Raw genomic sequence first — 26,519 nt, 5'->3', positions numbered from 1 at the left:
ATGTCCCAGACCGTTACGGCGCCGACGGATGCGGCGGCCCGTAAGGCTCGGCAAGACGCCCGTCTGCGGAAGCGTCATGCCGCCGAGCGCCGTTTCCGCGCGCTTGGCATCGCCTCAATCATCATTGCCCTGACCTTCCTGGGGCTGCTGTTCACCACCATCATCGGCAAGGGCTATACCGCCTTCATGCAGTCGCATCTGACGCTGGAGGTGTATTTCGATCCGGCCGAGATCGACCCTGCCGGGACGCGCGATCCCCAGGCATTGGCCACGGCCAATTACATTGCCCTGGCGCGGCAGTCGCTGCAGGACCTCTTCCCCGAGGCGACCTCGCGCAACGACCGCCGCCAGATGAACGCGCTGCTGAGCGTCGGCGCCGATCTGGAATTGCGCCGCATGGTCGAGGCCAATCCGGAGATCATCGGTACCACCCAGCGCGTCGTCCTGCCGGCTTCCGCCGATGTCGACATGGTGGTCAAGGGGCATATCGGCCGCGACGCGGTCGAGGGTGGCCGTGTCAGCCAGCAGCAGCTGGATTGGATCGCCCATCTGGAAGCCCAGGACATGCTGGCGCTGCAATTCAACACACGCTTCTTCACCGCCGGTGATTCCCGCGAGCCGGAACTGGCGGGCATCAAGGGCGCGGTGATGGGCTCGTTCTACGCCATGCTGGTGACGGTGGCCCTGTCCTTCCCGCTGGGCGTGGCGACGGCGATCTATCTCGAGGAATTCGCCCCCAAGAACCGCTGGACCGACCTGATCGAGGTCAACATCAACAATCTGGCGGCGGTGCCTTCCATCGTCTTCGGCCTGCTGGGTCTGGCGGTCTTCCTGCAATTCTTCAACCTGCCACGATCGGCGCCGCTGGTCGGGGGGCTGGTGCTGACGCTGATGAGCCTGCCGACCATCATCATCGCCTCGCGCGCTGCACTGAAGGCGGTGCCGCCGTCGATCCGCCAGGCCGCCACCGGCCTGGGCGCCTCGAAGCTGCAGGTGGTGCTCCATCACGTCCTGCCGCTGGCGATGCCCGGCATCCTGACCGGCACCATCATTGCCCTGGCCCAGGCCCTGGGCGAGACGGCGCCGCTGCTGATGATCGGCATGGTGGCCTTCGTGGTGGACATCCCGGGCGGTCCGTTCGACCCGGCCACCGCGCTGCCGGTGCAGATCTTCCTGTGGGCCGACGCGCCCGAACGCGCCTTCGTCGAACGCACGTCCGCGGCCATCATCGTCCTGCTGGGCTTCCTGGCGGTGATGAACATCGTCGCGATCATCCTGCGCAAGAAATTCGAGCGCCGCTGGTAGGACAGTAGAATGAACTCCTTTGCCAACACTCCTCATTCCAAGCCGTTGGAAACCGACCGCCGGATGGTCAAGGTGTCCGCCCGCGATGTCTGTGTGCGCTATGGCGACAAGCTGGCGCTCAAGCATGTGGACCTGGACATGGAATGCAACCAGGTGACCGCGCTGATCGGTCCGTCGGGCTGCGGCAAGTCCACCTTCCTGCGCTGCATCAACCGCATGAACGACCTGATCGAGGGGGCCTCGGTCTCCGGCAGCCTGATGCTGGACGGCCAGGACATCTATGACCGGGAACTCGATCCGGTGCTGCTGCGGGCGCGGGTGGGGATGGTTTTCCAGAAGCCCAATCCCTTCCCCAAGTCGATCTACGAGAATGTGGCCTACGGCCCGCGTATCCACGGCATGGCCAACACCCGCGACGAGCTGGACGAGATCGTGATGACCAGCCTGGAGAAGGCGGGCCTGCTGGCCGAGGTCAAGGACCGGCTGGAAGAATCCGGCACCGGCCTGTCGGGCGGCCAGCAGCAGCGCCTGTGCATCGCCCGCGCCATCGCCGTCAGCCCCGAAGTGATCCTGATGGACGAACCCTGTTCGGCGCTGGACCCCATCGCCACGGCCAAGGTGGAGGAACTCATCGACGAATTGCGGCAGAACTTCACCATCGTCATCGTCACCCATTCCATGCAGCAGGCCGCCCGCGTCTCGCAGAAGACCGCCTTCTTCCATCTGGGCGAGCTGATCGAAGTGGGCGAGACCGAGGAAATGTTCACCACTCCTCGGCACAGCCTGACCCAAGGCTATATCACTGGACGTTTCGGTTGAGGTATATCCGATCTTGTGTGACTCTTGCCCACGGCCCTGGGGGGCGCCGTGGGCAGCAAGACTGGAAGGGGCCTGGAAGATGAAGCCACTGGTCATGATCGTCGAGGACGAAGCGCCGCTGGCTACCATGCTGCGCTACAATCTCGAAAAGGAAGGCTATCGCGTCTGCGAGGCCGTCGACGGCGAAGAAGCGCTGACGGTCATCGCCGAGGCCAATCCCGATCTGGTGGTGTTGGACTGGATGCTGCCGGTCATGTCGGGGATCGAAGTCTGCCGCCAGCTGCGCCGCAAGCCGCGTACCCGCGACCTGCCCATCATCATGGTGACCGCGCGGGGCGAGGAGGGCGACAAGATCCGGGGGCTCAATACGGGGGCCGACGACTACATCACCAAGCCCTTCTCGCTGCCTGAACTGCTGGCCCGCATCAAGGCGCTGCTGCGCCGCGTGCAGCCGGCCCAGGCCAAGGGCGAATTGACCTATGAAGATATCTCGATGGACCTGACCGGCCATCGTGTCACCCGCGGCGGCCGGTCGATTCATCTGGGACCCACCGAATTCCGCCTGCTGCAATTCCTGTTGCAGCATCCGGGCTGCGTCTTCTCACGCGAGGAACTGCTCAACGCCGTCTGGGGGCCCGACATCTATGTCGAGCCGCGTACGGTCGATGTGCATATCCGCCGCCTGCGCAAGGCGTTGAACGCAGGCGAGGAGGCCGATCTTATCCGCACCGTCCGGGCGGCGGGCTATGCGCTGGATGTCAATCCGGTTGGAGTGTAGGTGGGGCAGGAGAATGACCACCAAAGGATGATAGCTCCAATGACAGATTGAGTAATAGTATCCTTATCGCCAGATCAGAGGGTAAGAGAGACGAGAGGAGCAGAGAGATGCCGCAAGGCGTATTGTATCTGATCGTCGGCCCCTCCGGCGCCGGTAAGGCGGACCTTATCGAGGCGGCTCGACGAAAGCTTGCGGAAGACGACGCCTTCGTCTTCCCGAGACGAATCATTACCCGCTCGGACAGTATGGGTGGGGGCGAAATACATCAGGCCGTGACACCCGCCCAATATGATCGTTTGCGACGGGATCACGGTTTTTCTTTGACCTGGAGCGCCTACGGCGCCAATTACGCCCTTCCTGCCAGCATCCACGACGATCTGGATGCCGGCCGCAACGTCGTAGCGATGGTTTCCCGCACCGTCGTCGAGGAAGCCCGCAACAAATTCTCCTCCGTCGAGGTGATCCTCGTCACCACCAGCCGCCCCTTGCGGCGTCGGCGTCTGGCCGCGCGCGGCGAGGCGCTGGACCTGATCGTCACCCGGTTGGACCGTGATGCCCTGCCGGTGGCGGCCGATCATCGGCTGCAGACCGATGGCGGCATAGAAGCCGCCTTGCCGCGGCTGATGTCGATCCTGCGCGAAGGCCGCTTTTCCCAGCCTACCGGCCGTCGCCGTTCCATGCTCACCGGGATGGCTGCCGCCAACCTGCGCTGAGGCCTCGTCCCCCTTCAGGCGCTTCCGCTCATCCGGAAGCGCTTTTTAACTAAATTGTCAGATGTCTGCCATCAAAGGGTAGCCGGCGGCGGCTAGGATGAACCCATCGCCGGTTTGTTTCAAAGGGCCCCCTGCTGATGGCGCAGAACGATTTCGACCTTACCCCCAGCGAGAAGAACGATATCCTGTTCCGGCTGTCCTGGCCCGGCGCGGCCAAGCCCGCCGTGCCTGCCCCCATCCATTGCGCCGGTTGGCCGGTACGGCTGTCCTTCCCCCGCCAAGTGCCCAGCCTGCCTGTCGCCCGCATCAAGATGAAGGGTGGCCCGCTCGACTGAGGCTGCCCCCAAGACTGGTTTTTGCCCGCACCTGTCGGGGGCCGTCACGGACCTCGACCCCACCCTCATCAAAATCAATAAGGGGAGCCGGCATCGGTCCGGCCGGGTGTGGGCTCAAACCTGCAAGAAGGCGACGCCATTGGCAATTCCCCCTGCGATTGCCTAGGTTAGGGAAAGAGTCACCTGGCCTGGGAAAGCGGATGGTCCTTCTTTTCAAATTCGTGGCGATGCTGGCGATCGTCCATGCCGCCATCGAGGCCCTGTCCCGTTGGGCGAGGCCGGAAAGGCGCGGCTGGTATCTGGTCGGCATCACGACCCTGGCCGCCGCCGGGCTGGCATGGATTTGACGGGCTGCGGGCAAGCACGTGCCGCAGCCTGCCGGCGATGGATTCCTTCCGGTTAAAATCCCTCTAAAATTGTGGCTTCCAGGCAGGGGAAGTGCTAGAAGTCTTCCACCTGCCAAGGAATTGGTGGCTGCCCCCTAGTCTTCGCCCGAATCCGGTGTCTGCCGGCAAGGGATGGGGAAGGGCAGGCCAAGACTTGGTATGTATAAATATGGCTTAAGCCGCGAGAAGGGCATCCGGGAAACGAGATGCCTCTTACAAAGGGACGCCACGACTTTTGGGAGGAGTGTCATCATGGCACTGTTGGACCCGTTCCGGCCAAGGCGCCGGTGCATCGTGATTCCTGCCGGTATCCGCGTCTTCCTGGCTTGCCAGGAGTAAGGCGCCATGCATCTCCGTTCTGAACTGGCCACCGACATGCTTTCGGTGGAGGATGCTCCTGCCTCGGCAGGGCAACGCACCCTGCTGCCCCAGGCCAAGCCGCGTGCGCGGCGCCTGTTCCAGTCCCTTCTCCTGATCCAGGCCTTCAGCCTCGTCGCCCTGGCCGGAATCGGCTTCATGCCCCGCGTGGTCCCCGATCTGGTTCCCCCGGTTTGGCTGGTGGGGCTGGCGGCCGGTCTGGGCGGATTGGTGCTGTGGATCCTGTGGGACCTGCTCCGCGATCATTTCGAGGACCTCAAGCTGGTGGGCGTGGCGTTGAACCAGACCCTGCGCGGCGAGGTGCCGCCCGAGCGTCTGGTGACGCGCTGGCAGGGGCCGCAGGTGGACGAAGTCGGCCATCTGGCCCGCCTGATCGTCGAGATCGCATCTGGCCGCGCCCTGGAAAAAGCCCGTCCCGACCAGCGCCTGGCCTCGGTCATCGGCGCCCTGGGCGATGCGGTCGTGGTCATCACCGAAAGCGGTCAGGTCAGCCTGATCAATTCGGCGGGGAAAAGCCTGCTGGGCGAGCAGCGGGCGGCGGTGGGAACCTCGATCTATGCCGCCTTGGATTACGACTCCCTGAGCGAGGCCATGGAACGGGCGCGGAATGCCAATCGCCGCGCCATCGAGGCCGTGCTGCTGACCGTGGACGGCGAGGAAATCCATGCCCGCATCACCGATTTCGGCGAGCACCGGGGGGCCGTGCTGACTTTCTCGGCGGAAGAGGTCGAGCATTTCCACGAGGTCGAGCATGCCTTGGACATGCATGACCGCCCACCGGAACCCTTGCCGCCGCTGGACGATACGCTGCTGTCCGAATTGCCGGGCCTGGTGCTGGATACCGAAACCACCGGGCTGGACGTCACCTATGACAGCGTCATCTCGATCGGTGCCGTGCGGACCCATGGCACCCGCATCTATCGCGGCGTGGTGATGGATTGCCTGGTCAATCCGGGACGTTCCATCCCGGCCCGCTCGACCGCCATTCACGGCATCACCAATGCCATGGTCGCCGATGCGCCGCCTTTCGGCCATGTGGTGCCGCAGTTGAACGCGCTAATGACCAACACGGTCTTCATCGGCCACAATGCAGGTTACGACATCGCCATGCTGCGCCGGGCCTATAAAGCCGCCGGACAGCCCTGGCGCGATCCGCCCTGGCTGGACGTGCTGCTGCTCTCGGCCGCCCTGGATCCCAAGGAAACCGACCTCAACCTGGAATCCATCGCCCTGCGCCTGGGGGTCAACGTCACCGCCCGTCATACCGCCCTGGGCGACGCCCTGGTGACGGCGGAAGTCTTCACCCGCCTGCTGCCCCGGCTGGAGGAACGCGGCATCCGCACTCTGGGCGACGCCGTGGAATTCTCCCAGACCGCCCGCCAGATGATCGCCGCCCAGCGTTCGGCGGGATGGTAAGGGGGATATAGAAGAAGACACAGATGAACACAGATGGGGCTGGGAAACGGGGGGAAGTCTGGGGCTGTGAGAAAGTGATCGCTCTAGTGGTTAAGAAGAGAAATCACTTTCATCTGTGTCTATCTGTGTTCATCTGTGTCCCTAAAGCCCCTTGTCAAAGGAATGCGGAACAGGAAAAAGGCCCGCTTTCCAGCGGGCCTTAAAGTGTCGGCAAGCCATTTTCCTCGTCACTTCCACCCGGCGCCAGGATTTCCAGGCTTCCAAAGCCTTGGTGTCTTGGTGGCCCCTGCGGCATGAAGAAACCACCAAGGGCACCAAGGAGCCGGTTGCGAGGGTCTGGCCCGGCTTCGGCGTTACGTCTCCCCGTCAGTCGTGAGATAGCCCCCCGCTTGGGCGGGGGGCTATCTTGCTGTGGGGCCGGTTTTGTCAGTGATGTTCTACGAGGACTGGTTCTTGTTCTTCTCGCGTTCGCGCAGGTAATCCTCGGTGGTCCGCAGGCGGGGCGGTTCCTCGGGGTCTTGCGCGGCTTCGAACTGGACGATGACGCGACAGTCCTCGCACATCTTGATCAGGTCCAGCTTGCCCGGCTGGCTGAACATCCAGTGGCCCGACAGACGCCCGATCATGCGCTCGATCGAGGACTTGGTGCCGAAGGGCTTGCCGCACTTGATGCATTCGAAGGGCTCTTCCTCCTTCAGCACCTGACGGACGCGGGTGGCTTCGGTGAAGGCCAGGCGCGGATCCAGGGTGATGGCCTTTTCCGGACAGGTGGCGCGGCACAGGCCGCATTGCACGCAGGCATTTTCCAGGAAGGTGAGCTGCGGCTTATCCGGATTCGATCCCAGCGCCTTGACCGGACAGACATTGACGCAGGACAGGCAGAGGGTACAGGCCGACTGGTCGAGGATCAGCCCGCCGAAGGGCGCGCCCTCGGGCAGGGAGACGGCCTCGACCGGCTGCGGGGCGGTATCGTGCAGATGGGTCAGGGCGAGGCCGATGACCTGGCGCTTGCGGCCTGCCGGCAGGAAGTCGGCGGCCGGCGAGACCGGCTTGGGCGCGGGACGGCGCAGGATATCGGCCAGGACGAAGGGATCGGCCTCGTCGAGGATGACGACGCGCTCGCCCTGGTGGCCCAGTCCGGCCATGGCGGCATTGACGAGGGCGGCATTGCCCTGCATCGGCGCCAGCGAGTCGCGGTGTTCCGGTCCCGTCAGGAAGGCCACCTGCGACACGCCCTGGGCCAGCGCCACGAACAGGAAGTCCAAGCCCAGCGCGGTGACTTCGTTGATGGCGAAGGGCAGGACATGGGCCGGCAGCCCCGAGCCGAGACGGGCCATGGTCGAGATCATCTCGCTGCCGTGGCGCAGGTCGTGGACCAGCAGCACCGGCGCCGTGCCGCCCGCCGAGCGCCAGGCCGACAGCAGGGTGGTTAGGCGCTTGAAGATGCCTCCCGCCGCAGGCAGGTCATAGGTGATGGCCCCGGTCGGGCAGACGCTGGCGCAGGCGCCATGGCCCGAACAGGCATGGGCGTCGATGGAGATATGGTCGCCCGCAGGCTGGATCGAGCCGGTGGGGCAGGCATCCAGGCAGCGCGTGCAGCCGACCTTGCTGTTGCGCGAATGGGCGCAGATGGTCGCGTCCACGCGCACGTAGCGGGGCTTCTCGAATTCGCCGATAAGGCCGTTGATTTCCAGCAGCGCGGCATCCAGCGCACCCGGCTTGCGCGGATCGACGCGCAGATAGCCGTCGCGCGTCCCGGGAAAGAGCGGGGCTTCGCCCGAGACGTCGAGGATGATGTCGAAATTGAGCGTGCTGCCCTGGACGGGGGCGGCGAAGGCCAGGCTGCCGCGGCTTGACGGCGCGGCGACGGCCAGGCTGTCCACGCTGACCTGGAAGGCGCCCAGATGGCCCTTTACGTTGCGCAGGCCGCCCTTGAACAAGGGGAAGTCGTGGCGCGCCGGGGGCATCAGGTTGCCGGGACGGCCCAGCAGGCAGGTCACGGCATGACCGGCGGAGAGGCGGCGCGCGGCTTCCAGCGCCGCTTCGTCATGGCCCCAGACCAACACCGAGCCTTCCGAGGACATGGAGACCGAGGAAGAAGGCTCCAGGTCCAGCGCCGCCTCGGCGATCAGCGCGGCGATCTTGGCCGTGGCTCGGGGCGCCTCGTCGGACCAACCGGCGGTCTCGCGGATATTGACGAAGCTGACATCGGCTTCGGTTTCCTCGGCGATTTCGGCAAACAGCGGCGCTTCCTGCGTACAGCAGACCAGCAGCCGCTCGCCTTCGGAGGCGGCCTGACGGAAATTGTCGATTTGCGCGCGGCAGAGATGGCTCTGCAAGACCGGCGTTTCGGCCCCCAGAGCGGAGGCGATCTTCTTCGGGTCCAGCGGCATCGTGCCTTCGCACGAGCAGACCAGAACCCGCTTGTCCCTGACCTTCATGTCTACTCCTGAAACCACTCGCATGGCCGCTTCGTTATGGCGCTTTGCGCTTGTCGGCCAATATGCGTGGCGCATAGTCTACGCGGCAGGAGGGCCGGAATGGAAGAAGAACAGTATCTCTTGCGCCCCGATTCCGAGGATGCGCGTCTTTATGAAATGATCAGGGGAATCGACCAGGATGGTCGAGAGACCGAGGCTGCAATCATCAATGAGCGTCCTCTGACCATATTTCTCAACGCACGCGAGATTGTTACCGCCATGACCATCGGGGATTATCCCGAATATCTGGCGGTGGGGTATCTGCTGAACCAGAACATGCTGCATGCCGATGACGAGATCACCGGCGTCGATTACGATCCCGAGATCGAGACGGTGGTGGTGCGCACCGCGCGCCAGACCGATTACGAGGACAAGCTGAAGAAGCGCATCCAGACCTCGGGCTGCGCCATGGGCACGGTCTTCGGCGACGTGATGGAGAAGTTCGAGACGGTCAGGCTCGATCCGGCGGTGAAGCTGCGCACCTCGTGGATCTATGCCCTGTCGCGCAAGATCAATACCACGCCCAGCCTCTATCTGAAGACCGGCGCCATCCATGGCTGCGTCCTCTGCGAGGAGGACCGGCCGCTGATCTACATGGAGGATGTCGGCCGCCATAACGCCATCGACAAGATCGCCGGCTACATGCGATTGCACGGCCTCGGCGCCGAGGGCAAGAGCTTCTACACCACCGGGCGGCTGACCAGCGAGATGGTCATCAAGACGGTGCAGATGGGCATTCCGATCCTGATCTCGCGCTCGGGCTTCACGGCCTGGGGGGTGGAACTGGCGCGCAAGGCCGGGCTGACGCTGATCGGCCGGGCCAAGGGCAAGCGCTTCCTGGTGCTGTCGGGGGAAGACCGCCTGGTCTTCGATGCCGATCCCGCCGGGCAGGCGGAGGAACCGGCCCATCTTTCGCGCAAGGGGAGTCGTGGTGATGACGCAGAGTGAGCAGGTCGCCGGGCTGATCCTGGCGGGTGGATTGTCGCGGCGCATGGGCGGCGGCGACAAGGCGCTGATGTCCCTCGGCGGGCAAAGCATGATCGAGCGGGTGATCGAGCGTGCCCGGCCGCAGGTGGGGCCGTTGCTGGTCAATGCCAATGGCGATCCGGCGGAATATGCGCGCTTCGGCCTTCCGGTCGAGGCCGATTCCGTCCCCGGCCATGCCGGTCCGCTGGCGGGCATCCTGACCGGAATGGACTGGGTGCGGCGCGAACATCCCGAATGCCGATGGCTGGCCAGCTTCGCCACCGACACGCCGCTTTTCCCGACCGATCTGGTTGCGCGGCTGCTGGCGGCGGTGACTGAGCAGGGCGCCGACATAGCCTGCGCCACCTCGCTGGGCCGCGCCCATCCCGTCTTCGCCCTTTGGCCGGTGCGGCTGGCCGAGGAATTGCGCCGGGCCATGCTGGACGAGGACATGCGCAAGATCGACGCCTGGACCGCGCGCTACAAAGTGGCGCAGGTGGATTGGGCGGGCGACCGGGTGGACCCGTTCTACAATGCCAACACGCCCGAGGACCTGGCCTATCTGGAAGCGGTGCTGGCCGCGCCCGAGGCGGCGGCTCCGCTTCACGACCGGGTGGCGCTGGGGCTGATCGTCCAGCGCCGGGACGGCGTGACGAAATGGCAGGAGGATGTCTGGCGTCCGGTCGAGGTGGTGCTGAATGCCCCTGCTATTCCTGGGGCTACCCTCTTGCGCCGGAGCGAGGGATGCGACTACTACCTTTTCGGGGGGCTCGGGCTGGAGCTGCACCGTTCCGATCTCGCCAGCTACCGCTATAACCTTGCCAGCGGCCAACCGCGTTTGTGGATCGGCCTGCGCCCCGGTGCGGGCGAGGGCGGGAAACCGGCGGTGGTGCTGGTCAGCGCCGCGCCGGACGAGGCCCAGGCTTTCCTGGACAGCGGCGAGGATGTAGTGGAAACGATCGCCATGCCTGCGGACTTGCGTGCCTGGGTGGAAAGCTTCGTGCTGCGCCATCCGCCGCCGCCGCCCATGCGCAAGCGCAAGAGAGTGAATTACGACCCGGACAAGGCCGGTTTCGGCCGTGGCGCCGGAGAGGAGGGAAGATGAGCGGAGAAGGTGGTTTTCTGCGGCGCTGGTCGCGGCTGAAGAGCGAGGCCGAAGCGCCCGCGCCGGCACCGCAGGAGGCTCCGGAAGCCGAGGCGCTGCCTACCGTTCAGACGGAAGCCCCGGCGGCGGAGGAAGGATCGGCGGAACCCGAGTTCCGGATCGAGGACCTGCCACCGGTGGAAAGCCTTACTGCGGAGTCGGATTTTTCGGTCTTCATGCAGCAGGGCGTGCCCGATGATCTGCGCCGTCTGGCGCTGCGCAAGCTGTGGGCGTCAGACCCCAGTTGGGCGGTGCCGGACCCGCTGGATTTGCACAACCTTGACTATACGACCCCGGCGGCGGGCATCGTCGCCAGCGCTTGGCGGGTCGGCCAGGGCTATGCCGAGGAGGCGCTGGAGAAGATGGACGAAGAGTCCAGTGATTCCGCGCCGCAGCATGCTGCACCGCAACCGGAAGAGGCTGCCGATCCGGAGGGCGAGACGCCCGATCCGGAAGAGACTTCCGTCTCATAGGTTGTGATGCGGAAGGGGATGATTAGTCCCAATATAAAAGTTCCCTCCCTCCACAGAATTCGTTGACGGCCCATCCCTTCGGGTGTGATATTCCGTTGAGTGCGTAACTCCCCCAAGTGAGTGGGGTGGGCGCCTTTTGGCCGGCCGCATGACGGTTGATGCACAGTACCGATTAACCCGCAGCCGGTTGAGCAGGGAGTGGAATGGTTCCGATGGTGAAAGCGGTCCCCGTGGCCGAAGAGGATTTGTTGCGTGCGCGGTTTTATGGATTACTCGCAGCTCTTCTGGCTTCGCCGCCCGATACGGAAATGCTGTCTCGCCTGCGTCAGCTCGAAGGCGACGACTCCCCCATGGGCGAGGCCCTGACCCGTCTCTCCCAGGCCGCTGCCGACGCCTCTCATGAACAGGTCGTGGAAGAGTGGAATGCCCTCTTCATCGGCGTGACGCGGGGCGAGGTGCTGCCTTACGCCTCCTATTATCTCACTGGTTTCCTGAACGAAAAGCCGCTGGCGGTGCTGCGCGAGGATATGGCGCAGCTTGGCATCGCCCGGCGCGAAGGCGTGCCCGAATCGGAAGACCACATCGTTTCCCTGCTGGAAATGATGCGGGGAATGATCGAGGGCAGCTTCGGTGAACCTTTCGATCTGGGCTGCCAGAAGACCTTCTTCGAGAAGCATCTCAAGCCTTGGGCTGGCCGTTTCTTCGCCGACCTCGAGACGGCGGGGGAGGCCAAGCTCTACCGCCCCGTGGGCGCGGTCGGGCGGCTGCTGATGCAGATCGAGGGTGAAGCCTTCGAAATGATGTGATTTTTGCCGGCGGCCTGTATTGCCGGCATCTGAAAAACCGGGTGTGGGGACATGCCCGGAGAGAACAAGACGCAAAACGAGAATGGTGGGTGTCATGAACAAAGACAACGAAGCCAAAGTAATGGACCGCCGCGCCTTCCTGCGTGGCATCGGTCTTGGTGCCGGTACCGCAGGGGCCGCTGCCGTGGCCCTGAGCGCTGGCCCGGCCGCTGCCGCTCAGGCTGACACCCGCGAGAGCTCGGGCTATCGCGAAACGGACCATGTCCGTGCCGTCTACGCCGCCGCTCGTTTCTGATTCGCCGGCAGGAGAGTTGAGAGATGCTGATCAAAAAGGTTGAGGGGGCGTCGAAAAGCCGACGCCTGAGCGAATCCCTGGCCGGGGTCGTCGGCGGTGCGATGGACCGTCGTACCTTCCTGCGCCGTTCGGGTCTGACCGCCGGTGGTGCGGCGCTGGTCGCCTCGGGCGCGCTGGCCACGGTCCAGAAGTCGGAAGCCGCTCCGGCCGTTGCCGGTGGTGCCGTCGAAATCCGCAAGAATATCTGCACCCACTGCTCGGTCGGCTGCACCGTCAATGCCGAAGTGCAGAACGGCGTGTGGATCGGCCAGGAACCGGCCTTCGACAGCCCGATCAATCTGGGTTCCCACTGCGCCAAGGGCGCGGCGGTGCGCGAACACGCCCATGGCGAACGCCGCCTGAAGTACCCGATGAAGCTCGTCAACGGTAAGTACCAGCGCATCAGCTGGGAACAGGCCATCAACGAGGTCGGCGACAAGCTGCTCGACATCCGCGAGAAGTCGGGCCCCGATTCGGTCTACTGGCTGGGCTCGGCCAAGTTCTCGAACGAACAGGCCTATCTGCTGCGTAAGTTCGCCGCGCTGTGGGGCACCAACAACATCGACCACCAGGCGCGTATCTGCCATTCGACCACCGTTGCCGGCGTGGCCCAGACCTGGGGCTACGGCGCGATGACGAACAGCTACAACGACATCCACAATTCCAAGCTGATCTTCCTCATCGGCTCGAACGCGGCCGAGGCCCATCCGGTGGCCATGCTGCACATGCTGAAGGCCAAGGAAGAGAACAACGCGCCCTTCATCGTCTGCGATCCGCGCTTCACCCGCACCGCCGCCCGCGCCACCGAGCATGTGCGCATGCGTTCGGGCACCGACGTGCCGCTGATCTGGGGCATTCTCTGGCACATCTTCGAGAATGGCTGGGAAGACAAGGACTTCATCGCCAAGCGCGTCTGGGGCGTTGAGCAGATCAAGGCCGAAGTCGCCAAGTGGAACCCGGAAGAGACCGAGCGCGTGACCGGCGTGCCCGGCGAGCAGCTGCGCCGCGTCGCCTATCTGCTGGCCCATCACAAGCCCGGCACCGTCGTCTGGTGCATGGGCGGTACCCAGCACACCGTGGGCAACAATAACACCCGCGCCTACTGCATCATGCAGCTGGTTTTGGGCAACATGGGCGTGGCCGGTGGCGGCACCAACATCTTCCGCGGCCATGACAACGTGCAGGGCGCCACGGACATGGGCCTGGACGTCACCTCGCTGCCCGCTTATTACGGCCTGACCGAAGCCGCCTGGAAGCACTGGGCCGGCGTCTGGGACCTGGAATACGACTATCTGCTGAGCCGCTTCGGCGACAAGAAGCTGATGGAAGAGAAGGGCATCCCGGTGTCGCGCTGGTTCGACGGCGTGCTGGAAGCCAAGGAAAACGTCGATCAGCCCGATACCGTCAAGGCGATGATCTACTGGGGCCATGCTCCGAACTCGCAGACCCGCCAGCCCGACCTGAAGAAGGCGATGGAAAAGCTGGACCTGCTGGTCATCGTCGATCCCTTCCCGACGGTTTCCGCCGTGCTGCATGACCGCCAGGACGGCGTCTACCTGCTGCCCGCCACCACGCAGTTCGAGACCGACGGCTCGCGCACCGCGTCGAACCGCTCGCTGCAATGGGGCCAGAAGGTCGTCGAGCCGCTGTTCGAGAGCAAGGTGGACCACGAGATCATGTATCTCATGGCCAAGAAGTTCGGCTTCGCCGAGCAGCTCTGCAAGAACATCAAGGTCGAAGGCAACATCCCGGTCGTCGAGGACATCCTGCGCGAGATCAACCGCGGGGCCTGGACCATCGGCTATACCGGCCAGTCGCCCGAGCGCCTGAAGCTGCACATGGAATACCAGCACACCTTCGACAAGACCACGTTGAAGGCCAATGGCGGTCCGTGCGACGGCGATTACTACGGCCTGCCCTGGCCGTGCTGGGGCACCGCCGAGATGAAGCATCCCGGCACCCCGAACCTCTATGACAATTCCAAGCCCGTCGCCGAAGGCGGCCTGGCCTTCCGCGCGCTGTTCGGCAACGAACGCGACGGCGAGACCCTGCTGGCCGAAGGCGCCTGGCCGAAGGGTTCGGAAATCCAGGACGGCCATCCGGCCGTGACCATGGGCATGCTCAAGAAGCTGGGCTGGGATTCCGATCTGACCGCCGAAGAGCGCGCGACGATCGAGAAGATCGGCGGCGGCAACGTGGATGCGGTGGCCTGGCACACCGACACCTCGGGCGGCATCCAGCGCGTGGCGATCAAGCATGGCGTCTCGCCGTTCGGCAATGCCAAGGCCCGTTGCGTGGCCTGGAACTTCCCCGACGGCGTGCCGCTGCACCGCGAGCCTCTCTACTCGCCCGACCGCGAGTTGGTGGCCAAGTACCCGACCTGGGACGACAAGCAGGACTTCCGCCTGCCCATGCTCTACAAGAGCGTCCAGGATCAGGACTTCTCGAAGGACTTCCCGATCATTCTCACCTCGGGTCGTCTGGTTGAATACGAAGGTGGTGGTGACGAGACCCGATCCAACCCCTGGCTGGCCGAACTGCAGCAGGAAATGTTCTGCGAAGTGAATCCCGCCGACGCCAACAACGCCAATGTGCGTAACGGCGACATGATCTGGGTCCATGGTCCGGAAGGTGGCAAGGTGAAGGTCAAGGCGCTGGTGACCGAGCGTGTCGGTCGCGGCGTGGCCTTCATGCCCTTCCACTTCGGCGGCCATTTCCAGGGCAACGACCTGCGGTCGAAGTACCCGCAGGGTTCGGACCCCTACGTCCTTGGCGAAAGCACCAACACCGCGCAGACCTACGGCTACGATCCGGTCACTGCCATGCAGGAGACCAAGACGACGCTGTGCCGTATCGAGAAGGCTTGAGGAGTTAGACTATGGCCCGTATGAAGTTCCTGTGTGACTCCGAACGCTGCATCGAATGCAACGCCTGCGTCACCGCCTGTAAGAACGAGCATGAAGTGCCGTGGGGCGTGAACCGCCGCCGCGTCGTCACCATCAACGACGGCAAGCCCGGAGAGCGCTCGCTCTCCGTCGCCTGCATGCATTGCTCGGACGCCCCCTGCATGGCCGTCTGCCCGGTGGATTGCTTCTACCAGACCGCCGACGGCGTGGTCCTGCACAACAAGGACCTGTGCATCGGCTGCGGCTACTGCTTCTATGCCTGCCCCTTCGGCGCGCCCCAGTATCCGAAGGAAAGCAACTTCGGCGGCCGCGGCAAGATGGACAAGTGCACCTTCTGCGCGGGTGGTCCCGAAGAGGACAACACCCAGGCCGAGTTCGAGAAGTACGGCCGCAACCGTCTGGCCGAAGGCAAGCTGCCGCTTTGCGCCGAGATGTGCTCGACCAAGGCCCTGCTGGCCGGTGACGGCGATCAGGTCTCGTCGATCTACCGCGAGCGCGTGGCCGCTCGTGGCTTCGGCGCCGGTGCGCCGGGCTTCGACGCCGCCTACAAGGGCTAAGGCCGCTTCCGGATCGGGCGGCGCCGGAAATGGTGCCGCCCCGTCTCCGGGATATGCGAAGGTTCATCGAAGAGGGTCGATACCATGACCGCCAGCATTCGTCCGCGCAGCATCGTCCTCCTGGCCGGCGTCGCCGCCATGGCGGCGTTGCTGACCGGCTGCAACGAGCATGAGCGCTCCCAGGTGCTGCATCTGGAAAAAGGGGTCTACAAGGGCTACCAGTCTCCCCCCCTGTCCGCCGAAACCTATCAGGCTTTGGCCCGTCGGGGTGAAATGCAGCGCGTTCCGGTCAATCTGAACCAGCAGCTGACGCCGGACAGCCTGCCCGAGGCGGGTGCGGGCGTCGTGGTTCAAGGCCGCGAGAAGAACCAGAAATTCTAAGGGGCTTCGGCTGCGCCTGCGGCCGGAAGAGGAGATATTGGCATGAGCAATCGATCCCGCTTCACGTGGAAAGCTGCTCTGTTCTCGGCGCTGATGGCGCTGAGCGCGGCCCTGGTCACCATGCCGGCGGTCCATGCCGCCGAAGGCGCGCTGGATCCCAACCTGCCGACCAACGTTCAGCCCCAGCCGGCGACCACCGACATGTGGCGCGACATCCGTCAGGGCGAACCCGGCTATGTGTCGATCCCGAACGATCACGCAGCCGTGCTGATCCAGTCGGAAGGCAATAGCTGGCGCATCCTGCGCAATGCCTGGGTCGCCCCCTATGGCGCCTTGGCGCTGGGCGGCATGATCCTGGCGCTGGCCGCCTTCTACCTGATCCGCGGCAAGATCCGCGTGTCCTCCGGTCTGGCGGGCCGCCAGATCCTGCGCTTCAAGACCATCGAGCGCGTGGGCCACTGGCTGACCGCCGGGTCCTTCATCGCCCTGGCGCTGACCGGCCTGAACATCCTGTATGGCCGCTACATCATCGCCCCGGTGATCGGGTTGGAAGCCTTCTCCTGGCTGACGGTCTTCGGCAAATGGGTCCACAATGTCGGCGGCTTCGCCTTCATGGCCGGTCTTGCCCTGATCTTCATCCTGTGGGCGAAGGACAATCTGTGGGACCGCTATGACCTGAACTGGATCCTGAAGGGCGGCGGACTGCTGGGCCTGGGCCATCCCCCGGCGCGGAAGTTCAACTTCGGCCAGAAGGTCATGTTCTGGATGGTGATCCTGGTCGGCGCCCTGGTCTCGGCCACGGGCCTGAACCTGCTCTTCCCCTTCATGTTCGTCGATCTGCTGGGGATGCAGCTGCTGCAGCTTGCCCATGTGGTCGCCAGCCTGCTGATGATCGTGGCCATCTGCGCCCACATCTATATCGGCACCATCGGCATGGAAGGCGCCACCAGCGCCATGACGACGGGCTATGTGGACGAGAACTGGGCCCGCGAGCATCACGGGGTCTGGGTCGAGGAAGTGACCGGCGTGCCGAACGGCAAGCATCACGGTCATCAGCCCGCCGAGTGATCGGGCGGTTCCGAGCGATGGAGGAGGGGCCCTGCGGGGCCCCTTTTTCTTTGGCGGGTTTTCTGCGGAAAGGCGGGCTTCAAAAGGTTGACTCTGCTTGCCCGATCCGTATAGTCCGCAGCTCCATTCCCGAGAATGTGGGCCGGTATCCATTCCGTTCCCCGCCCCGGCGCGAGCCGACCGGACTATCGGGACAACATGCTCAGATAAGGAAATCCGATGAGCAAGCGTATTGCTGCAAAGTACAAGATTAACCGGCGCCTCGGCGTCAACCTGTGGGGCCGTGGCAAGTCGCCGATCGCGCGCGGCAAGGAATACGGTCCGGGCCAGCACGGCCAGCGCCGCAAGAAGCCGTCCGACTTCGGCACCCAGCTGATGGCCAAGCAGAAGCTGAAGGGCTATTACGGCAATATCAGCGAGAAGCAGTTCCGCAAGCTCTATGACGAGGCCGTGCGCCGCCGTGGCGACACCTCCGAGAACCTGATCGAACTGCTGGAGCGCCGCCTGGACGCGGTCGTCTACCGCATGAAGCTGGTGCCGACCCCCTTCGCCGCCCGTCAGGTCATCAACCACGGCCATATTCTGGTCAACGGCCGCCGCCTGAACATCCCTTCCTATCAGGTGCGTGACGGCGACGTGATCGAAGTCCGCCAGAAGTCCAAGGACATGGCCCTGATCCTGGAAGCCGTGCAGAGCGGCGAACGCGACATTCCGGACTACCTGGAATTCGACGCCAAGGACCTGAAGGGCAAGTTCATCCGCGGCCCGAAGCTGGCCGATGTGCCCTATCCGGTGCAGATGGAACCGAACCTGGTCATCGAATTCTATTCGCGCTGATCGCTTCCGGTTTCGGAAATGGGAAAGGCCCGGCAGTTGCCGGGCCTTTTTCTATTGGGGAAGGGCGGCTCCATTTCCGCCTCCGTCCGTCTGCGTCTTATGAACTGTTCCCTTACGCCTCGACCGGATCGCCGTGGAGGACGCGGGAGGCGGGGAAGGTGACGATGGCGGTGGTGCCCTGGCCGAAGGTCGATTTCAGCGACATGAAGCCGCCATGGGCCTCCACCAGGGCCTTGGTCAGGGGCAGGCCCAGGCCGGTGCCTTCATATTTGCGCGACAGGCGGGAATCGATCTGCGCGAAGGGTTCCATGGCCGCCGAGATGTCCTGGGGCAGCATGCCGATGCCGGTATCGGCGATCTCGACAACCATCCGGCCTTCCGGGTCCAGACGCGCCGAGACCGTGACCATGCCGTCTTCTTCGGTGAACTTGATGGCGTTGGACAGCAGGTTGAGCAGGATCTGCTTGATGCGGCGCTCGTCGGCATCGAGCAGGGGCAGGTCGGGCGCCAGATGGGCCGCCAGCTTGACATGGGCGTTGTCGGCGCGGTTGCGCAGGATGCGCAGGGCGGCCTCGACGCAGTCGCGCAGGTCCAGCGGTCCGCTATGGATGTCGATCTTGCCGGCTTCGGCCTTCGACATGTCCAGGATGTCGTTGATCAGGTTCAGCAGGTGGTTGCCGCTGTCGTGGATGTCCCGGACATAGTCGCGGTAATTGTCGTTGTTGATCGGGCCGAACAATTCGGCGGCCATGCATTCCGAGAAGCCGATGATGGCGTTGAGCGGCGTGCGCAATTCGTGGCTGATGGCGGCCAGGAAGGCGGCCTTGGCGCGGTTGCCGCGTTCGGCGGCTTCCTTGGCCTCGCGCAGGGTCTGCTCGGTGCGGATGCGCTCGGTGATGTCGGTATAGGTGGACAGGAAGCCGCCATCGGGCATGGCGGCGCGCTGCACCTCGACATAGCTGCCGTCGGGCCGGCACCGTTCCGTTTCGAGCAGCAGGGGCGGGTCCTGCCGGGCCATGTCCAGGCGCTGGCGCACCAGTTCCTCGGTGTCGCCGGGGCCGAACTCGCCTTTCTCGGCCATCAGGCGGATGAAATCTTCGAAGGTGGTCTCGCCGGGGCGGGCGAAGCCCTCGGGCAGGCCGAAATAGTTGCGGGCGCGCTCGTTCAGCGCGGCCAGCCGCATGTCGCGGTCGAACACGCTGATGCCCTGGGGCATGTTGTCGATGATCGCCTGCAGCCGCTCGGTCTGGCGGGCGATCTCGCGCTCGCGCTGCTTCAGACCGGTGATGTCGGTATAGACGCCGACGACATAGCCGTCCGGCGTGGCATGCTCGTTGGCCAGCACCCAGACGCCGTCCGCCATCTGCATTTCCTGGCTGCTGGAGGATTGACGGTGCTGGCGCAGCCTTTCGGCCAGCCATTTCTCGGGGCTGCTGGCGTCGATGCTGATGATGCAGCGGTTCTCGACCACCTGCCGGCACAGGTCGCCGAAGGTGATGCCGGGGCGGACCTCGATACCGGGATGGGTGAAGAAGTGGCGGTATTTGTCGTTGCACAGGACCAGACGGTCGTCCTGGTCCCAGAGCACGAAGCCCTCGGTGATGCTTTCGATGGCGGCGGCAAGCTGCTGCTGGGCGCGTTCGGCGGTGGCCTTGGCCTCCACCTCGGCCGTGATGTCGGTCCCCGTGCCGCGATAGCCCCGGAAGGCGCCGCTGGTGTCGAAGAGGGGGCGGCCGCTGGTCTTCAGATACTTGATACGCCCGTCCGGCAGTTCCTGGCGGAAGATGAAGTCGCGGAAGGGCTTGTGGGATTCCAGCCGCCGCAGGTGATCGGCCCACAGCTTCTTCTCGTCCGACATCTCGGCGAAGTCGTGGAAGGAGCGGCCGATGAAGAAGGCCGTCTTGACGCCCAGGACCTGGCGCACGCGCGACGAGACGAAGACGAAATGCAGGTCCGGCCCGGTTTCCCAGAACCAGTCCGACGCGGCCTCGGCCAGGTCGCGGAAGCGCTGTTCGCTTTCCAGCAGGGCTTCCTCGACGCGCTTGCGGTCGGTGATGTCGCGCACCACGCCGATGAAGGTCAGCTCGCCTTCGCGACGCAATTCGCTGACCGCAAGTTCCAGCGGGAAGATGGTCCCGTCCTTGCGCTGGCCCTGCACCTGCCGTCCCAGGCCGATGATGCGCGCTTCGCCGGTTTCGAGATAGCGGCGCAGATAGTCGTCATGGTCGCGGGAATGGGGGTGGGGCATCAGCATCGAGACGTTGCGGCCCAGCACCTCGGCCGCCTGATAGCCGAAGATGCGTTCGGCGGCGGGGTTGAAGCTTTGCACGATGCCGGTCTGGTCGATGGTGATGATGCCGTCGACCACCGTGTCCATGATGCCGCGCAGGCGCTGCTCGCTTTCGCGCAGGGCGCGTTCGTTCCGCTTGCGCTCGGTGATGTCGCGCCGCGTGCCGACGGTGCCGCCGTCGCTGGTGCAATTTTCCCGCAGCAGCAGCCAGTGCCCGTCGGCCAGAAGCTGTTCCTCCTCGGCGCAGGGCATCTTGTGGAGGCGCATGCGCTCGGCCACCCATTCCTCTTCCCGGCCGATGGCGGCGGGCACGACGCCCCGCTGGGCGGCGGCGGCGGCGATCTCGCGGAAGGGGGTGCCGGGGACCAGAAGATCGGTCAGGGGGGTGAGCATTTCCCGGTAGCGGCTGTTGCACAAGACCAGCCGGTCCTGGGAATCGAAAAGGATGAAGCCTTCCGAGATGCTTTCGATGGCATCCAGGAACTGGTTCTGCACGCGGTTGGCCCGCACTGTCTCGCGTTCGGCCTGGATCTGCTGGCTGCGCAGCACCACCACCAGCAGGGCAATGGCGGTGACGATGGCCAGCACCTGCGCGGCGACGAAGCTCCAGGGCGCCAGATGGGGCACGGAATGGACGAAGGGCGCGCTGAATTCATGCAGGGCGGTGGCGGTGAAGGCCAGGGCGGCGATGGTATGGCCGTCGGCCTTCGAGCCGTCCCGGTTGCGCAGGAAGGCCCAGGCGGTGAACAGGAAGGGCAAGCCGCCCAGGCCATAGAGCGGCAGGTCGTCGTGCAGGGACAGGAACTGGCGTGGCAGGTCGGCCACTCCCCCCCAGACCAGCGCGGCGGCGAGGCCGAGGAGGAGCCAGACTGTCGAGACGCGGCGGCCCAGGAAGGTCAGGGCGCCGACCAGGACCAGGACGGCCATCGCGCCGTGCAGGGCATCCGAGGCCCAGAGCCGCCCCGGCCAGGGCGGCCCGATGAGGGCGAGATAGCCCAGAGTCTGCGCGGCGAAAGCCATGGCCCACCAGCCCAGCGCGGCGGAAGCGCCGGGCAGGGCACGTGCATAGACCATGGCGAAGGTCAGTACCGCCGACCCCATCACTGCCCCCAGCAGGGCCGTCTGCAATGAAATGTCCATGATCATGACACGCCTACCGGTTGGCCCTTGGGGCGCCTCCGGAAGATATTAGCCTTACACCGCACGGGCGAAAACCTATTTCCAGAAATAGGATGGGTTTATATCCGCCCGGTGGATCCTGTCCCGCCCTTTGCTACTGGTCGTATTGCACCAGCGAGGTGAAGGGAACGTCCAGGCGCTTCCGGCCGTTGAGGAAGGTCAGTTCGATGATGCTGGCCGCGCCGGTCACTTCGGCGCCCAGTTTGCGCAGAAGCTCGATGGAGGCCGCCATGGTGCCGCCGGTGGCGAGCAGGTCGTCGAGCACGACCACGCGCTGGCCCGGCTGGACGGCGTCGGCCTGGATCTCGATGATGTCCGTGCCGTATTCCAACTGGTATTCGTGCCGCACGGTGGCGCCGGGCAGCTTGCCGCGCTTGCGGCACATGACGAAGCCGCAGCCCAGTTTCAGGGCCAGCGGCGCGGCCGCCAGGAAGCCGCGCGATTCGATGCCGACCAGCAGATCCGGTTGGTGGACGCGCACTGCATTGGCCAAGCGGCCCATGGTCACTTGCCAGGCATCCGCATGAGCCAGCAGGGTGGAGATGTCGTAGAACAGGATCCCGGGCTTGGGGAAATCCGGGATCTCGCGGATATGGTCTTTGAGGTCCATCACGGCCGTCCGAATGTTTGAGAAAATCCGCCCTGTCGCGCAACTGGCGGGACGGCGGGGCATCCTATCCCCTGCGTTGTGTCATGACAATGTAAGGTATGGACGGCAAGATGGGTCATGGAGATTGCCACCGAGACTGTTTCAGAAATTTCGAATTCTGAAACAAATGTTGCAGGCGCGGCGGCGATCCCTTAGCATTCCCCAACACATTCGATGGGATGCCTGATGGATTCCCTGACCCTTACCGACCGTATCAGAGCGGGCTACGATGCCCTCAGCCCCCAGCTTCAGCAGGCGGCCCGCTATCTGCTGTCCCATCCCGAGGAAGCGGCCCTGGCCTCGATGCGCCGGCTGGCCGATCTGTCCGGCGTCAGCCCCGCCAGCATGGTGCGGCTCGCCCAGGCCCTGGGCTATCCCGGCTGGAACGAATTGCGCGAACAGGTGCGCGAGCAGATGCGCAACGGCGAGCCGCTCTTCGTCGACCGGGCGCGCCGGCTCCAGGGCCGGGATGCGCGGACGGAAGAGCGCCTGATCCAGGACATGGTGGTGGCCGACACGGTGGCCCTGCGCGACCTGCTGATCACCGTCGGCAGCGAAAGGCTGGCGGCCTGCCGCGATACCATCCTTTCGGCGCGGCGGGTCTATGTTCTGGGACTGCGCAGTTCCTATTCCGTGGCCTTCCTCTTCCACTACACCTATTCCCTGTTCCGCGATAACGCCGTCCTGCTGGACGGCCATGGCGGCACCTTCGCCGACAGCCTGCGCCATGTCGGGCCGCGCGATGTGCTGGTGGCCATCAGCCTGCCGCCCTATACGCGGGAAACGGTCTCGGCCGCCGATTTCGCGGCGGGTGAGGGGGCGGCCGTGGTGGCCATCACCGACGGGGCCAACTCGCCCTTGGCCGGGGTCGCCCGCCACGTCCTGACGGTGAGCCACGAAAGCCCGTCCTTCTTTCAGTCGCTGGTGCCGTCCCTGGCGCTGGTGCAAATGCTGGCGGCCAGCCTGGCTGCCGGCAGCGGCCCGGACACCCTGGCCGCATTGGCCGCATCCGAACGTCAGCTCAAGGGGCTGAATGCTTATTGGGAACCTGGAGATATCCCATGACACGCGTCTTCCACCGCCATACCAAGGCGGTTCTGCCTGTCGCCGTTGCCGGTGACGGGCCTTACCTGATCGACAGCACGGGCAAGCGTTATCTGGACGCTTCCGGCGGGGCGGCGGTGTCCTGCCTGGGGCACAGCGATGCCGACGTGCGCCGGGCCATCGTCTCGCAGGTCGAGACCATGGCCTTCGCCCATACCGGCTTCTTCACCAACGAGCCGATGGAGCGGCTGGCCGACATGCTGGTCGAGGCGGCGCCGGAAGGGATCGGCCGGGTCTATTTCGTCTCCGGCGGTTCGGAAGCGGTGGAGACGGCCCTCAAGATGGCCCGTCAGTATTTCCTGGAGGCGGGGCAGCCCGAGCGGTCGCGCATCATCGCCCGGCGCCAGAGCTATCACGGCAACACCATCGGCGCCCTGTCGGCGGGCGGCAACGAATGGCGCCGCGCCCAGTTCCGGCCGATCCTGCTGGACGTCCCGCATATCGCGCCCTGCTATGAATACCGTGACCGCCGCGACGGCGAGAGCGCCGAGGAATACGGCCGCCGCGTCGCCGACGAGCTGGAAGCGGAAATCCTGCGCTGCGGTCCGGAAACCGTGGCCGCCTTCATCGCCGAGCCGGTGGTCGGGGCCACCGCCGGGGCGGTGCCGCCGGTGCCGGGCTATTTCAAGCGCATCCGCGAGATCTGCGACAAATACGGCATCCTGCTGATCCTCGACGAGGTGATGTGCGGCATGGGCCGCACCGGCACGCTGTTCGCCTGCGAACAGGACGGCATCGCCCCCGACCTGATCACCATCGCCAAGGGGCTGGGGGCGGGATACCAGCCGATCGGCGCCTTGCTGGTGTCGGAGAAGATCTATCAGGCCTTCGCGCAGGGCTCTGGCTTCTTCCAGCACGGCCACACCTATATGGGCCATGCCACCGCCTGCGCCGCCGCCCTGGCGGTGCAGAAGGCCATCGTGGAGCGCGATCTCCTGAGCAATGTTCGGGCGCGCGGGGCGCAGTTGCGGGCGGCGCTGGGCGAAAGGCTGGGCGGGCTCGACGCGGTCGGCGACATTCGCGGGCGCGGCCTGTTCCTGGGGATCGAACTGGTGGCCGACCGTGCCACCAAGCAGCCCTTCGATCCGGCCTTGAGGCTCAATGCCCGCATCAAGGCGCTGGCCATGGAGCGCGGGCTGATGTGCTATCCCATGGGCGGCACCATCGACGGCCGGCTGGGCGACCATGTCCTGCTGGCGCCGCCCTTCATCATCGGCGACGACCATGTGGACGAGATCGTCGGGAAGCTGGGCGACGCCATCGAAACTGCCGTGGCGGAAGTGCGATGACCGCCGCCCCGCAAAAGCTGATCATCAACGTCGCGCCCAATGGGGCGCGGCGGCTGAAGCAGGACCATCCCGCCATTCCGCTGACGGCGAAGGAGATGGCCGAGACGGCGGCGCGTTGCCGCGAGGCGGGGGCGGCGATGCTGCATTTGCATGTGCGCGACGCCGACGGGGCCCATCTGCTGGATGCCGAGGCCTATAAGGAGAGCATCGCCGCCGTGCGCCGGGCGGTGGGCGAGGAGATGGTGGTGCAGATCACCACCGAGGCGGTGGGGCGCTATTCCCCCGCCGAGCAGATGGCGGTGGTGCGGGAGGTCCGGCCCGAGGCGGTATCCCTGGCCCTGCGCGAAATCATCCCCGACGAGGCCGCCGAGAGGGACGGGGCGGCCTTTTTGGCGGAATTATGGCGCGCCCGGACATTTATTCAGCACATCCTCTACTCTGCCGAAGATGTAAGCCGTTTCCTTCGGTTGCGCAGCCGAGGTATCATCCCGGGCGGGCAGGTGCTGTTCGTGCTCGGGCGTTATACGCCGGGGCAGGTGTCGCAGCCGACCGACCTGCTGCCTTTCCTGGCGGCCTGGTCGGGCGAGGCCGGGGAGCTTCCTCCCGGCTGGTCGGTCTGCGCCTTCGGACGGCACGAGAATGCCTGTGCCATGGCTGCCGCCGCCTTGGGCGGTCATGCCCGGGTCGGCTTCGAGAACAATCTCTGGCTGGCGGACGGCAGCCTGGCGCCCGAGAACGCCGCCCTGGTAGACCAATTGGCCCGGGGCGCGCCCCTGTTGGGCCGGGCGGTCGCCGATGCCGGAGCCGCCCGCGCCATTATGGCCGAGGAAAGCTGGAAAGTATGAGGAAAGGTATCGTCACGTTGGGTAAGGCCTTGCTGAGTCCCGCCGTCATGGCTCTTGCCGGAATGGTGGCCTTCACCGGGGTCGCGTTTGCCGAGGAAGAGCCGGAGGCGGTGGTCGAACAGGTGACCCTGCCCCTGCTGGTCGTGGGCGGCGGCGAGGTCGGCGGCTATTTCTACAGCGAAGCCGGCGCCATCTGCCGCATTCTCAACAAGAACCGCGACGTCCTGGGCAAGCGCTGCCTGGTCGAGCCGAGCAGCGGCACGGCGGCCAATGTCGTGGGCCTGCGCGAAGGCAACCTGGACCTGGCCCTGATGCAGTCGCGCGGCCAGGCCTATGCCCTGAAGGGCGAGGATGCCTTCAAGGAGCTGGGCCCCTTCGAGGAAATGCGCTCGCTGTTCTCGTTGCATGGCGAGGCGGTGGTGATGGCCGTGCGCAAGGACAGCGACATCAAGGACGGCACCGACCTGAAGGGCAAGAAGGTCAATCTCGGCAGGCCCGATTCCTTCCAGCGCAGCATGGCCGAAAGCGTGCTGGCGACCTACAACCTGCAGCATGGCGACCTCGAGGCGGTGCTGGAGATCGAACTGTCCCAGCAGGGCCAGGCTCTCTGCGAAGGCCGCATGGACGCGGCCTTTTTCACTGCCGTCCACCCGGCGGCGGGCTTGCAGGAAACCCTCAATCAATGCGAAGTGGAATTGGTCAGCTTGACGGGTAAGCCGATGGAGGCCATGCTGAGCAATCAGGCGCAATTTTCTGCCCTGACCATTCCTGCAGAGACTTACCAGGGGCAAACCGAAGACGTGGTCACTTTCGGTACTGTCGCCACCGTTGTGGCTACCGAGGATATGCCCGAGGACGAGGCATACACGATCGTCAAGTCCGTCTGGGAAAACCTGGACGCCTTGGCCGATATGGTGCCGGTATTGGGTACGATTCATCGCGACCGGATGCATAGGGCAGGTCTCACCGCGCCGCTGCATCCCGGAGCGGAAAAATTCTTCAAAGAGGTGGGACTGAAGTAAGAAGGAGGCTTCTTCTTCTTCCTTGCCGTGACCACCTTCAAGAGAATCTCACAATAGAA

The 26,519-nt window shown here is 65.0% G+C and carries 24 protein-coding genes; 21 read left to right on the top strand and 3 right to left on the bottom strand.

Features of this window, described 5'->3' with window-relative positions:
* From pstA to EPD66_RS05215, 7 genes are all read left to right on the top strand, one after another.
* Entirely contained in the window at positions 1-1,305 is a 1,305-nt protein-coding gene (gene pstA, locus EPD66_RS05240; RefSeq protein WP_142847569.1) for a phosphate ABC transporter permease PstA, read from the top strand.
* A 9-nt stretch (positions 1,306-1,314) separates the two neighbouring features.
* The gene (gene pstB / locus EPD66_RS05235) at positions 1,315-2,124 is read left to right on the top strand and encodes a phosphate ABC transporter ATP-binding protein PstB (RefSeq protein ID WP_142847434.1); all 810 of its coding nucleotides are present in this window, start codon (positions 1,315-1,317) and stop codon (positions 2,122-2,124) included.
* A 79-nt stretch (positions 2,125-2,203) separates the two neighbouring features.
* Positions 2,204-2,902 (top strand): phosphate regulon transcriptional regulator PhoB, encoded by a 699-nt coding sequence (gene phoB, locus EPD66_RS05230; protein ID WP_142847433.1) that lies wholly within the window; start codon positions 2,204-2,206, stop codon positions 2,900-2,902.
* 320 nt (positions 2,903-3,222) lie between these two features.
* Positions 3,223-3,615 carry a hypothetical protein gene (locus tag EPD66_RS05225; RefSeq protein WP_142847432.1) on the top strand — a complete coding sequence of 131 codons (393 nt, stop codon included), beginning with the start codon at positions 3,223-3,225 and terminating at the stop codon, positions 3,613-3,615.
* Between the two features lie 137 nt (positions 3,616-3,752).
* Positions 3,753-3,950 (top strand): DUF2961 domain-containing protein, encoded by a 198-nt coding sequence (locus EPD66_RS05220; protein ID WP_142847431.1) that lies wholly within the window; start codon positions 3,753-3,755, stop codon positions 3,948-3,950.
* A 200-nt stretch (positions 3,951-4,150) separates the two neighbouring features.
* Entirely contained in the window at positions 4,151-4,297 is a 147-nt protein-coding gene (locus EPD66_RS23990; RefSeq protein ID WP_185961264.1) for a hypothetical protein, read from the top strand.
* 384 nt (positions 4,298-4,681) lie between these two features.
* Complete coding sequence (locus EPD66_RS05215; RefSeq protein WP_142847430.1) at positions 4,682-6,130, top strand: exonuclease domain-containing protein; 1,449 nt, start codon at positions 4,682-4,684, stop codon at positions 6,128-6,130.
* Positions 6,131-6,567: 437 nt separating this feature from the next.
* On the opposite strand, the gene EPD66_RS05210 is transcribed toward EPD66_RS05215, so the two are convergent.
* Positions 6,568-8,571 carry a 4Fe-4S binding protein gene (locus EPD66_RS05210; RefSeq protein WP_142847429.1) on the bottom strand — a complete coding sequence of 668 codons (2,004 nt, stop codon included), beginning with the start codon at positions 8,569-8,571 and terminating at the stop codon, positions 6,568-6,570.
* A gap of 99 nt (positions 8,572-8,670) precedes the next feature.
* On the opposite strand from EPD66_RS05210, the gene fdhD reads away from it, so the two are divergent.
* The 10 genes from fdhD to rpsD all read left to right on the top strand — a co-directional run bounded on the left by fdhD (position 8,671) and on the right by rpsD (position 18,082).
* Entirely contained in the window at positions 8,671-9,558 is an 888-nt protein-coding gene (gene fdhD, locus EPD66_RS05205) for a formate dehydrogenase accessory sulfurtransferase FdhD (protein ID WP_142847428.1), read from the top strand.
* Entirely contained in the window at positions 9,545-10,681 is a 1,137-nt protein-coding gene (gene mobA / locus EPD66_RS24790; RefSeq protein WP_142847427.1) for a molybdenum cofactor guanylyltransferase MobA, read from the top strand. The genes fdhD and mobA overlap by 14 nt, the downstream gene beginning before the upstream one ends.
* Entirely contained in the window at positions 10,678-11,193 is a 516-nt protein-coding gene (locus EPD66_RS05195; RefSeq protein ID WP_142847426.1) for a DUF3306 domain-containing protein, read from the top strand. The genes mobA and EPD66_RS05195 overlap by 4 nt, the downstream gene beginning before the upstream one ends.
* Positions 11,194-11,405: 212 nt before the next feature.
* Positions 11,406-11,999 (top strand): molecular chaperone, encoded by a 594-nt coding sequence (locus EPD66_RS05190; protein ID WP_255448373.1) that lies wholly within the window; start codon positions 11,406-11,408, stop codon positions 11,997-11,999.
* Positions 12,000-12,093: 94 nt separating this feature from the next.
* Positions 12,094-12,294, top strand: a complete 201-nt coding sequence (locus tag EPD66_RS05185; protein WP_255448372.1) for a hypothetical protein — start codon at positions 12,094-12,096, stop codon at positions 12,292-12,294.
* A 23-nt stretch (positions 12,295-12,317) separates the two neighbouring features.
* Positions 12,318-15,200 (top strand): formate dehydrogenase subunit alpha, encoded by a 2,883-nt coding sequence (locus EPD66_RS05180; RefSeq protein ID WP_142847424.1) that lies wholly within the window; start codon positions 12,318-12,320, stop codon positions 15,198-15,200.
* Between the two features lie 11 nt (positions 15,201-15,211).
* On the top strand, positions 15,212-15,796 hold the full coding sequence (gene fdh3B, locus EPD66_RS05175; RefSeq protein ID WP_142847423.1) for a formate dehydrogenase FDH3 subunit beta: 585 nt from the start codon (positions 15,212-15,214) through the stop codon (positions 15,794-15,796).
* 84 nt (positions 15,797-15,880) lie between these two features.
* A complete protein-coding gene (locus tag EPD66_RS05170; protein WP_142847422.1) occupies positions 15,881-16,177 on the top strand; it encodes a hypothetical protein in 297 nt (98 codons plus the stop codon).
* A 42-nt stretch (positions 16,178-16,219) separates the two neighbouring features.
* On the top strand, positions 16,220-17,245 hold the full coding sequence (locus EPD66_RS05165) for a formate dehydrogenase subunit gamma (RefSeq protein ID WP_255448371.1): 1,026 nt from the start codon (positions 16,220-16,222) through the stop codon (positions 17,243-17,245).
* Positions 17,246-17,464: 219 nt separating this feature from the next.
* A complete protein-coding gene (gene rpsD / locus EPD66_RS05160; RefSeq protein ID WP_142847421.1) occupies positions 17,465-18,082 on the top strand; it encodes a 30S ribosomal protein S4 in 618 nt (205 codons plus the stop codon).
* Between the two features lie 112 nt (positions 18,083-18,194).
* Here the strand turns inward: rpsD and EPD66_RS05155 are convergent, their stop codons facing one another.
* Positions 18,195-21,512, bottom strand: coding sequence for a PAS-domain containing protein (locus tag EPD66_RS05155; protein WP_142847420.1), 3,318 nt, complete (start codon positions 21,510-21,512; stop codon positions 18,195-18,197).
* A gap of 133 nt (positions 21,513-21,645) precedes the next feature.
* Positions 21,646-22,161, bottom strand: a complete 516-nt coding sequence (locus tag EPD66_RS05150) for an adenine phosphoribosyltransferase (protein WP_142847419.1) — start codon at positions 22,159-22,161, stop codon at positions 21,646-21,648.
* A gap of 225 nt (positions 22,162-22,386) precedes the next feature.
* Between EPD66_RS05150 and EPD66_RS05145 the strand changes: the two genes are divergently transcribed.
* The 4 genes from EPD66_RS05145 to EPD66_RS05130 are packed head-to-tail and all read left to right on the top strand — an operon-like array spanning position 22,387 to position 26,460.
* A complete protein-coding gene (locus EPD66_RS05145; RefSeq protein WP_185961263.1) occupies positions 22,387-23,265 on the top strand; it encodes a MurR/RpiR family transcriptional regulator in 879 nt (292 codons plus the stop codon).
* Positions 23,262-24,593, top strand: coding sequence for an aspartate aminotransferase family protein (locus EPD66_RS05140; protein WP_142847417.1), 1,332 nt, complete (start codon positions 23,262-23,264; stop codon positions 24,591-24,593). Before EPD66_RS05145 ends, EPD66_RS05140 begins: the two co-directional genes overlap by 4 nt.
* Positions 24,590-25,438: a 3-keto-5-aminohexanoate cleavage protein gene (locus EPD66_RS05135; protein ID WP_142847416.1), complete on the top strand. Its 849-nt coding sequence runs from the start codon at positions 24,590-24,592 to the stop codon at positions 25,436-25,438. The genes EPD66_RS05140 and EPD66_RS05135 overlap by 4 nt, the downstream gene beginning before the upstream one ends.
* Entirely contained in the window at positions 25,435-26,460 is a 1,026-nt protein-coding gene (locus tag EPD66_RS05130) for a TAXI family TRAP transporter solute-binding subunit (protein ID WP_142847415.1), read from the top strand. The genes EPD66_RS05135 and EPD66_RS05130 overlap by 4 nt, the downstream gene beginning before the upstream one ends.
* Positions 26,461-26,519 lie beyond the last annotated feature (59 nt).

It is taken from the genome of Telmatospirillum sp. J64-1 (assembly GCF_006980715.1).
Classification (GTDB): domain Bacteria; phylum Pseudomonadota; class Alphaproteobacteria; order Rhodospirillales; family Magnetospirillaceae; genus Oleiliquidispirillum; species Oleiliquidispirillum nitrogeniifigens.
Note: the sequence above shows the minus strand (reverse complement) of the source record. Positions and strands in the feature narration are given on the sequence as shown.

Coding starts and splice junctions, on each gene's coding strand:
- pstB (WP_142847434.1), top strand. CDS start 1,315: ATGAACTCCTTTGCCAACACTCCTCATTCCAAGCCGTTGGAAACCGAC.
- EPD66_RS23990 (WP_185961264.1), top strand. CDS start 4,151: ATGGTCCTTCTTTTCAAATTCGTGGCGATGCTGGCGATCGTCCATGCC.
- EPD66_RS05170 (WP_142847422.1), top strand. CDS start 15,881: ATGACCGCCAGCATTCGTCCGCGCAGCATCGTCCTCCTGGCCGGCGTC.
- EPD66_RS05180 (WP_142847424.1), top strand. CDS start 12,318: ATGCTGATCAAAAAGGTTGAGGGGGCGTCGAAAAGCCGACGCCTGAGC.
- EPD66_RS05210 (WP_142847429.1), bottom strand. CDS start 8,571: ATGAAGGTCAGGGACAAGCGGGTTCTGGTCTGCTCGTGCGAAGGCACG.
- EPD66_RS05195 (WP_142847426.1), top strand. CDS start 10,678: ATGAGCGGAGAAGGTGGTTTTCTGCGGCGCTGGTCGCGGCTGAAGAGC.
- EPD66_RS05190 (WP_255448373.1), top strand. CDS start 11,406: ATGGTGAAAGCGGTCCCCGTGGCCGAAGAGGATTTGTTGCGTGCGCGG.
- fdhD (WP_142847428.1), top strand. CDS start 8,671: ATGGAAGAAGAACAGTATCTCTTGCGCCCCGATTCCGAGGATGCGCGT.
- EPD66_RS05215 (WP_142847430.1), top strand. CDS start 4,682: ATGCATCTCCGTTCTGAACTGGCCACCGACATGCTTTCGGTGGAGGAT.
- EPD66_RS05165 (WP_255448371.1), top strand. CDS start 16,220: ATGAGCAATCGATCCCGCTTCACGTGGAAAGCTGCTCTGTTCTCGGCG.
- EPD66_RS05185 (WP_255448372.1), top strand. CDS start 12,094: ATGAACAAAGACAACGAAGCCAAAGTAATGGACCGCCGCGCCTTCCTG.
- phoB (WP_142847433.1), top strand. CDS start 2,204: ATGAAGCCACTGGTCATGATCGTCGAGGACGAAGCGCCGCTGGCTACC.
- EPD66_RS05155 (WP_142847420.1), bottom strand. CDS start 21,512: ATGGACATTTCATTGCAGACGGCCCTGCTGGGGGCAGTGATGGGGTCG.
- fdh3B (WP_142847423.1), top strand. CDS start 15,212: ATGGCCCGTATGAAGTTCCTGTGTGACTCCGAACGCTGCATCGAATGC.
- EPD66_RS05145 (WP_185961263.1), top strand. CDS start 22,387: ATGGATTCCCTGACCCTTACCGACCGTATCAGAGCGGGCTACGATGCC.
- EPD66_RS05135 (WP_142847416.1), top strand. CDS start 24,590: ATGACCGCCGCCCCGCAAAAGCTGATCATCAACGTCGCGCCCAATGGG.
- pstA (WP_142847569.1), top strand. CDS start 1: ATGTCCCAGACCGTTACGGCGCCGACGGATGCGGCGGCCCGTAAGGCT.
- EPD66_RS05220 (WP_142847431.1), top strand. CDS start 3,753: ATGGCGCAGAACGATTTCGACCTTACCCCCAGCGAGAAGAACGATATC.
- rpsD (WP_142847421.1), top strand. CDS start 17,465: ATGAGCAAGCGTATTGCTGCAAAGTACAAGATTAACCGGCGCCTCGGC.
- mobA (WP_142847427.1), top strand. CDS start 9,545: ATGACGCAGAGTGAGCAGGTCGCCGGGCTGATCCTGGCGGGTGGATTG.
- EPD66_RS05150 (WP_142847419.1), bottom strand. CDS start 22,161: ATGGACCTCAAAGACCATATCCGCGAGATCCCGGATTTCCCCAAGCCC.
- EPD66_RS05140 (WP_142847417.1), top strand. CDS start 23,262: ATGACACGCGTCTTCCACCGCCATACCAAGGCGGTTCTGCCTGTCGCC.
- EPD66_RS05130 (WP_142847415.1), top strand. CDS start 25,435: ATGAGGAAAGGTATCGTCACGTTGGGTAAGGCCTTGCTGAGTCCCGCC.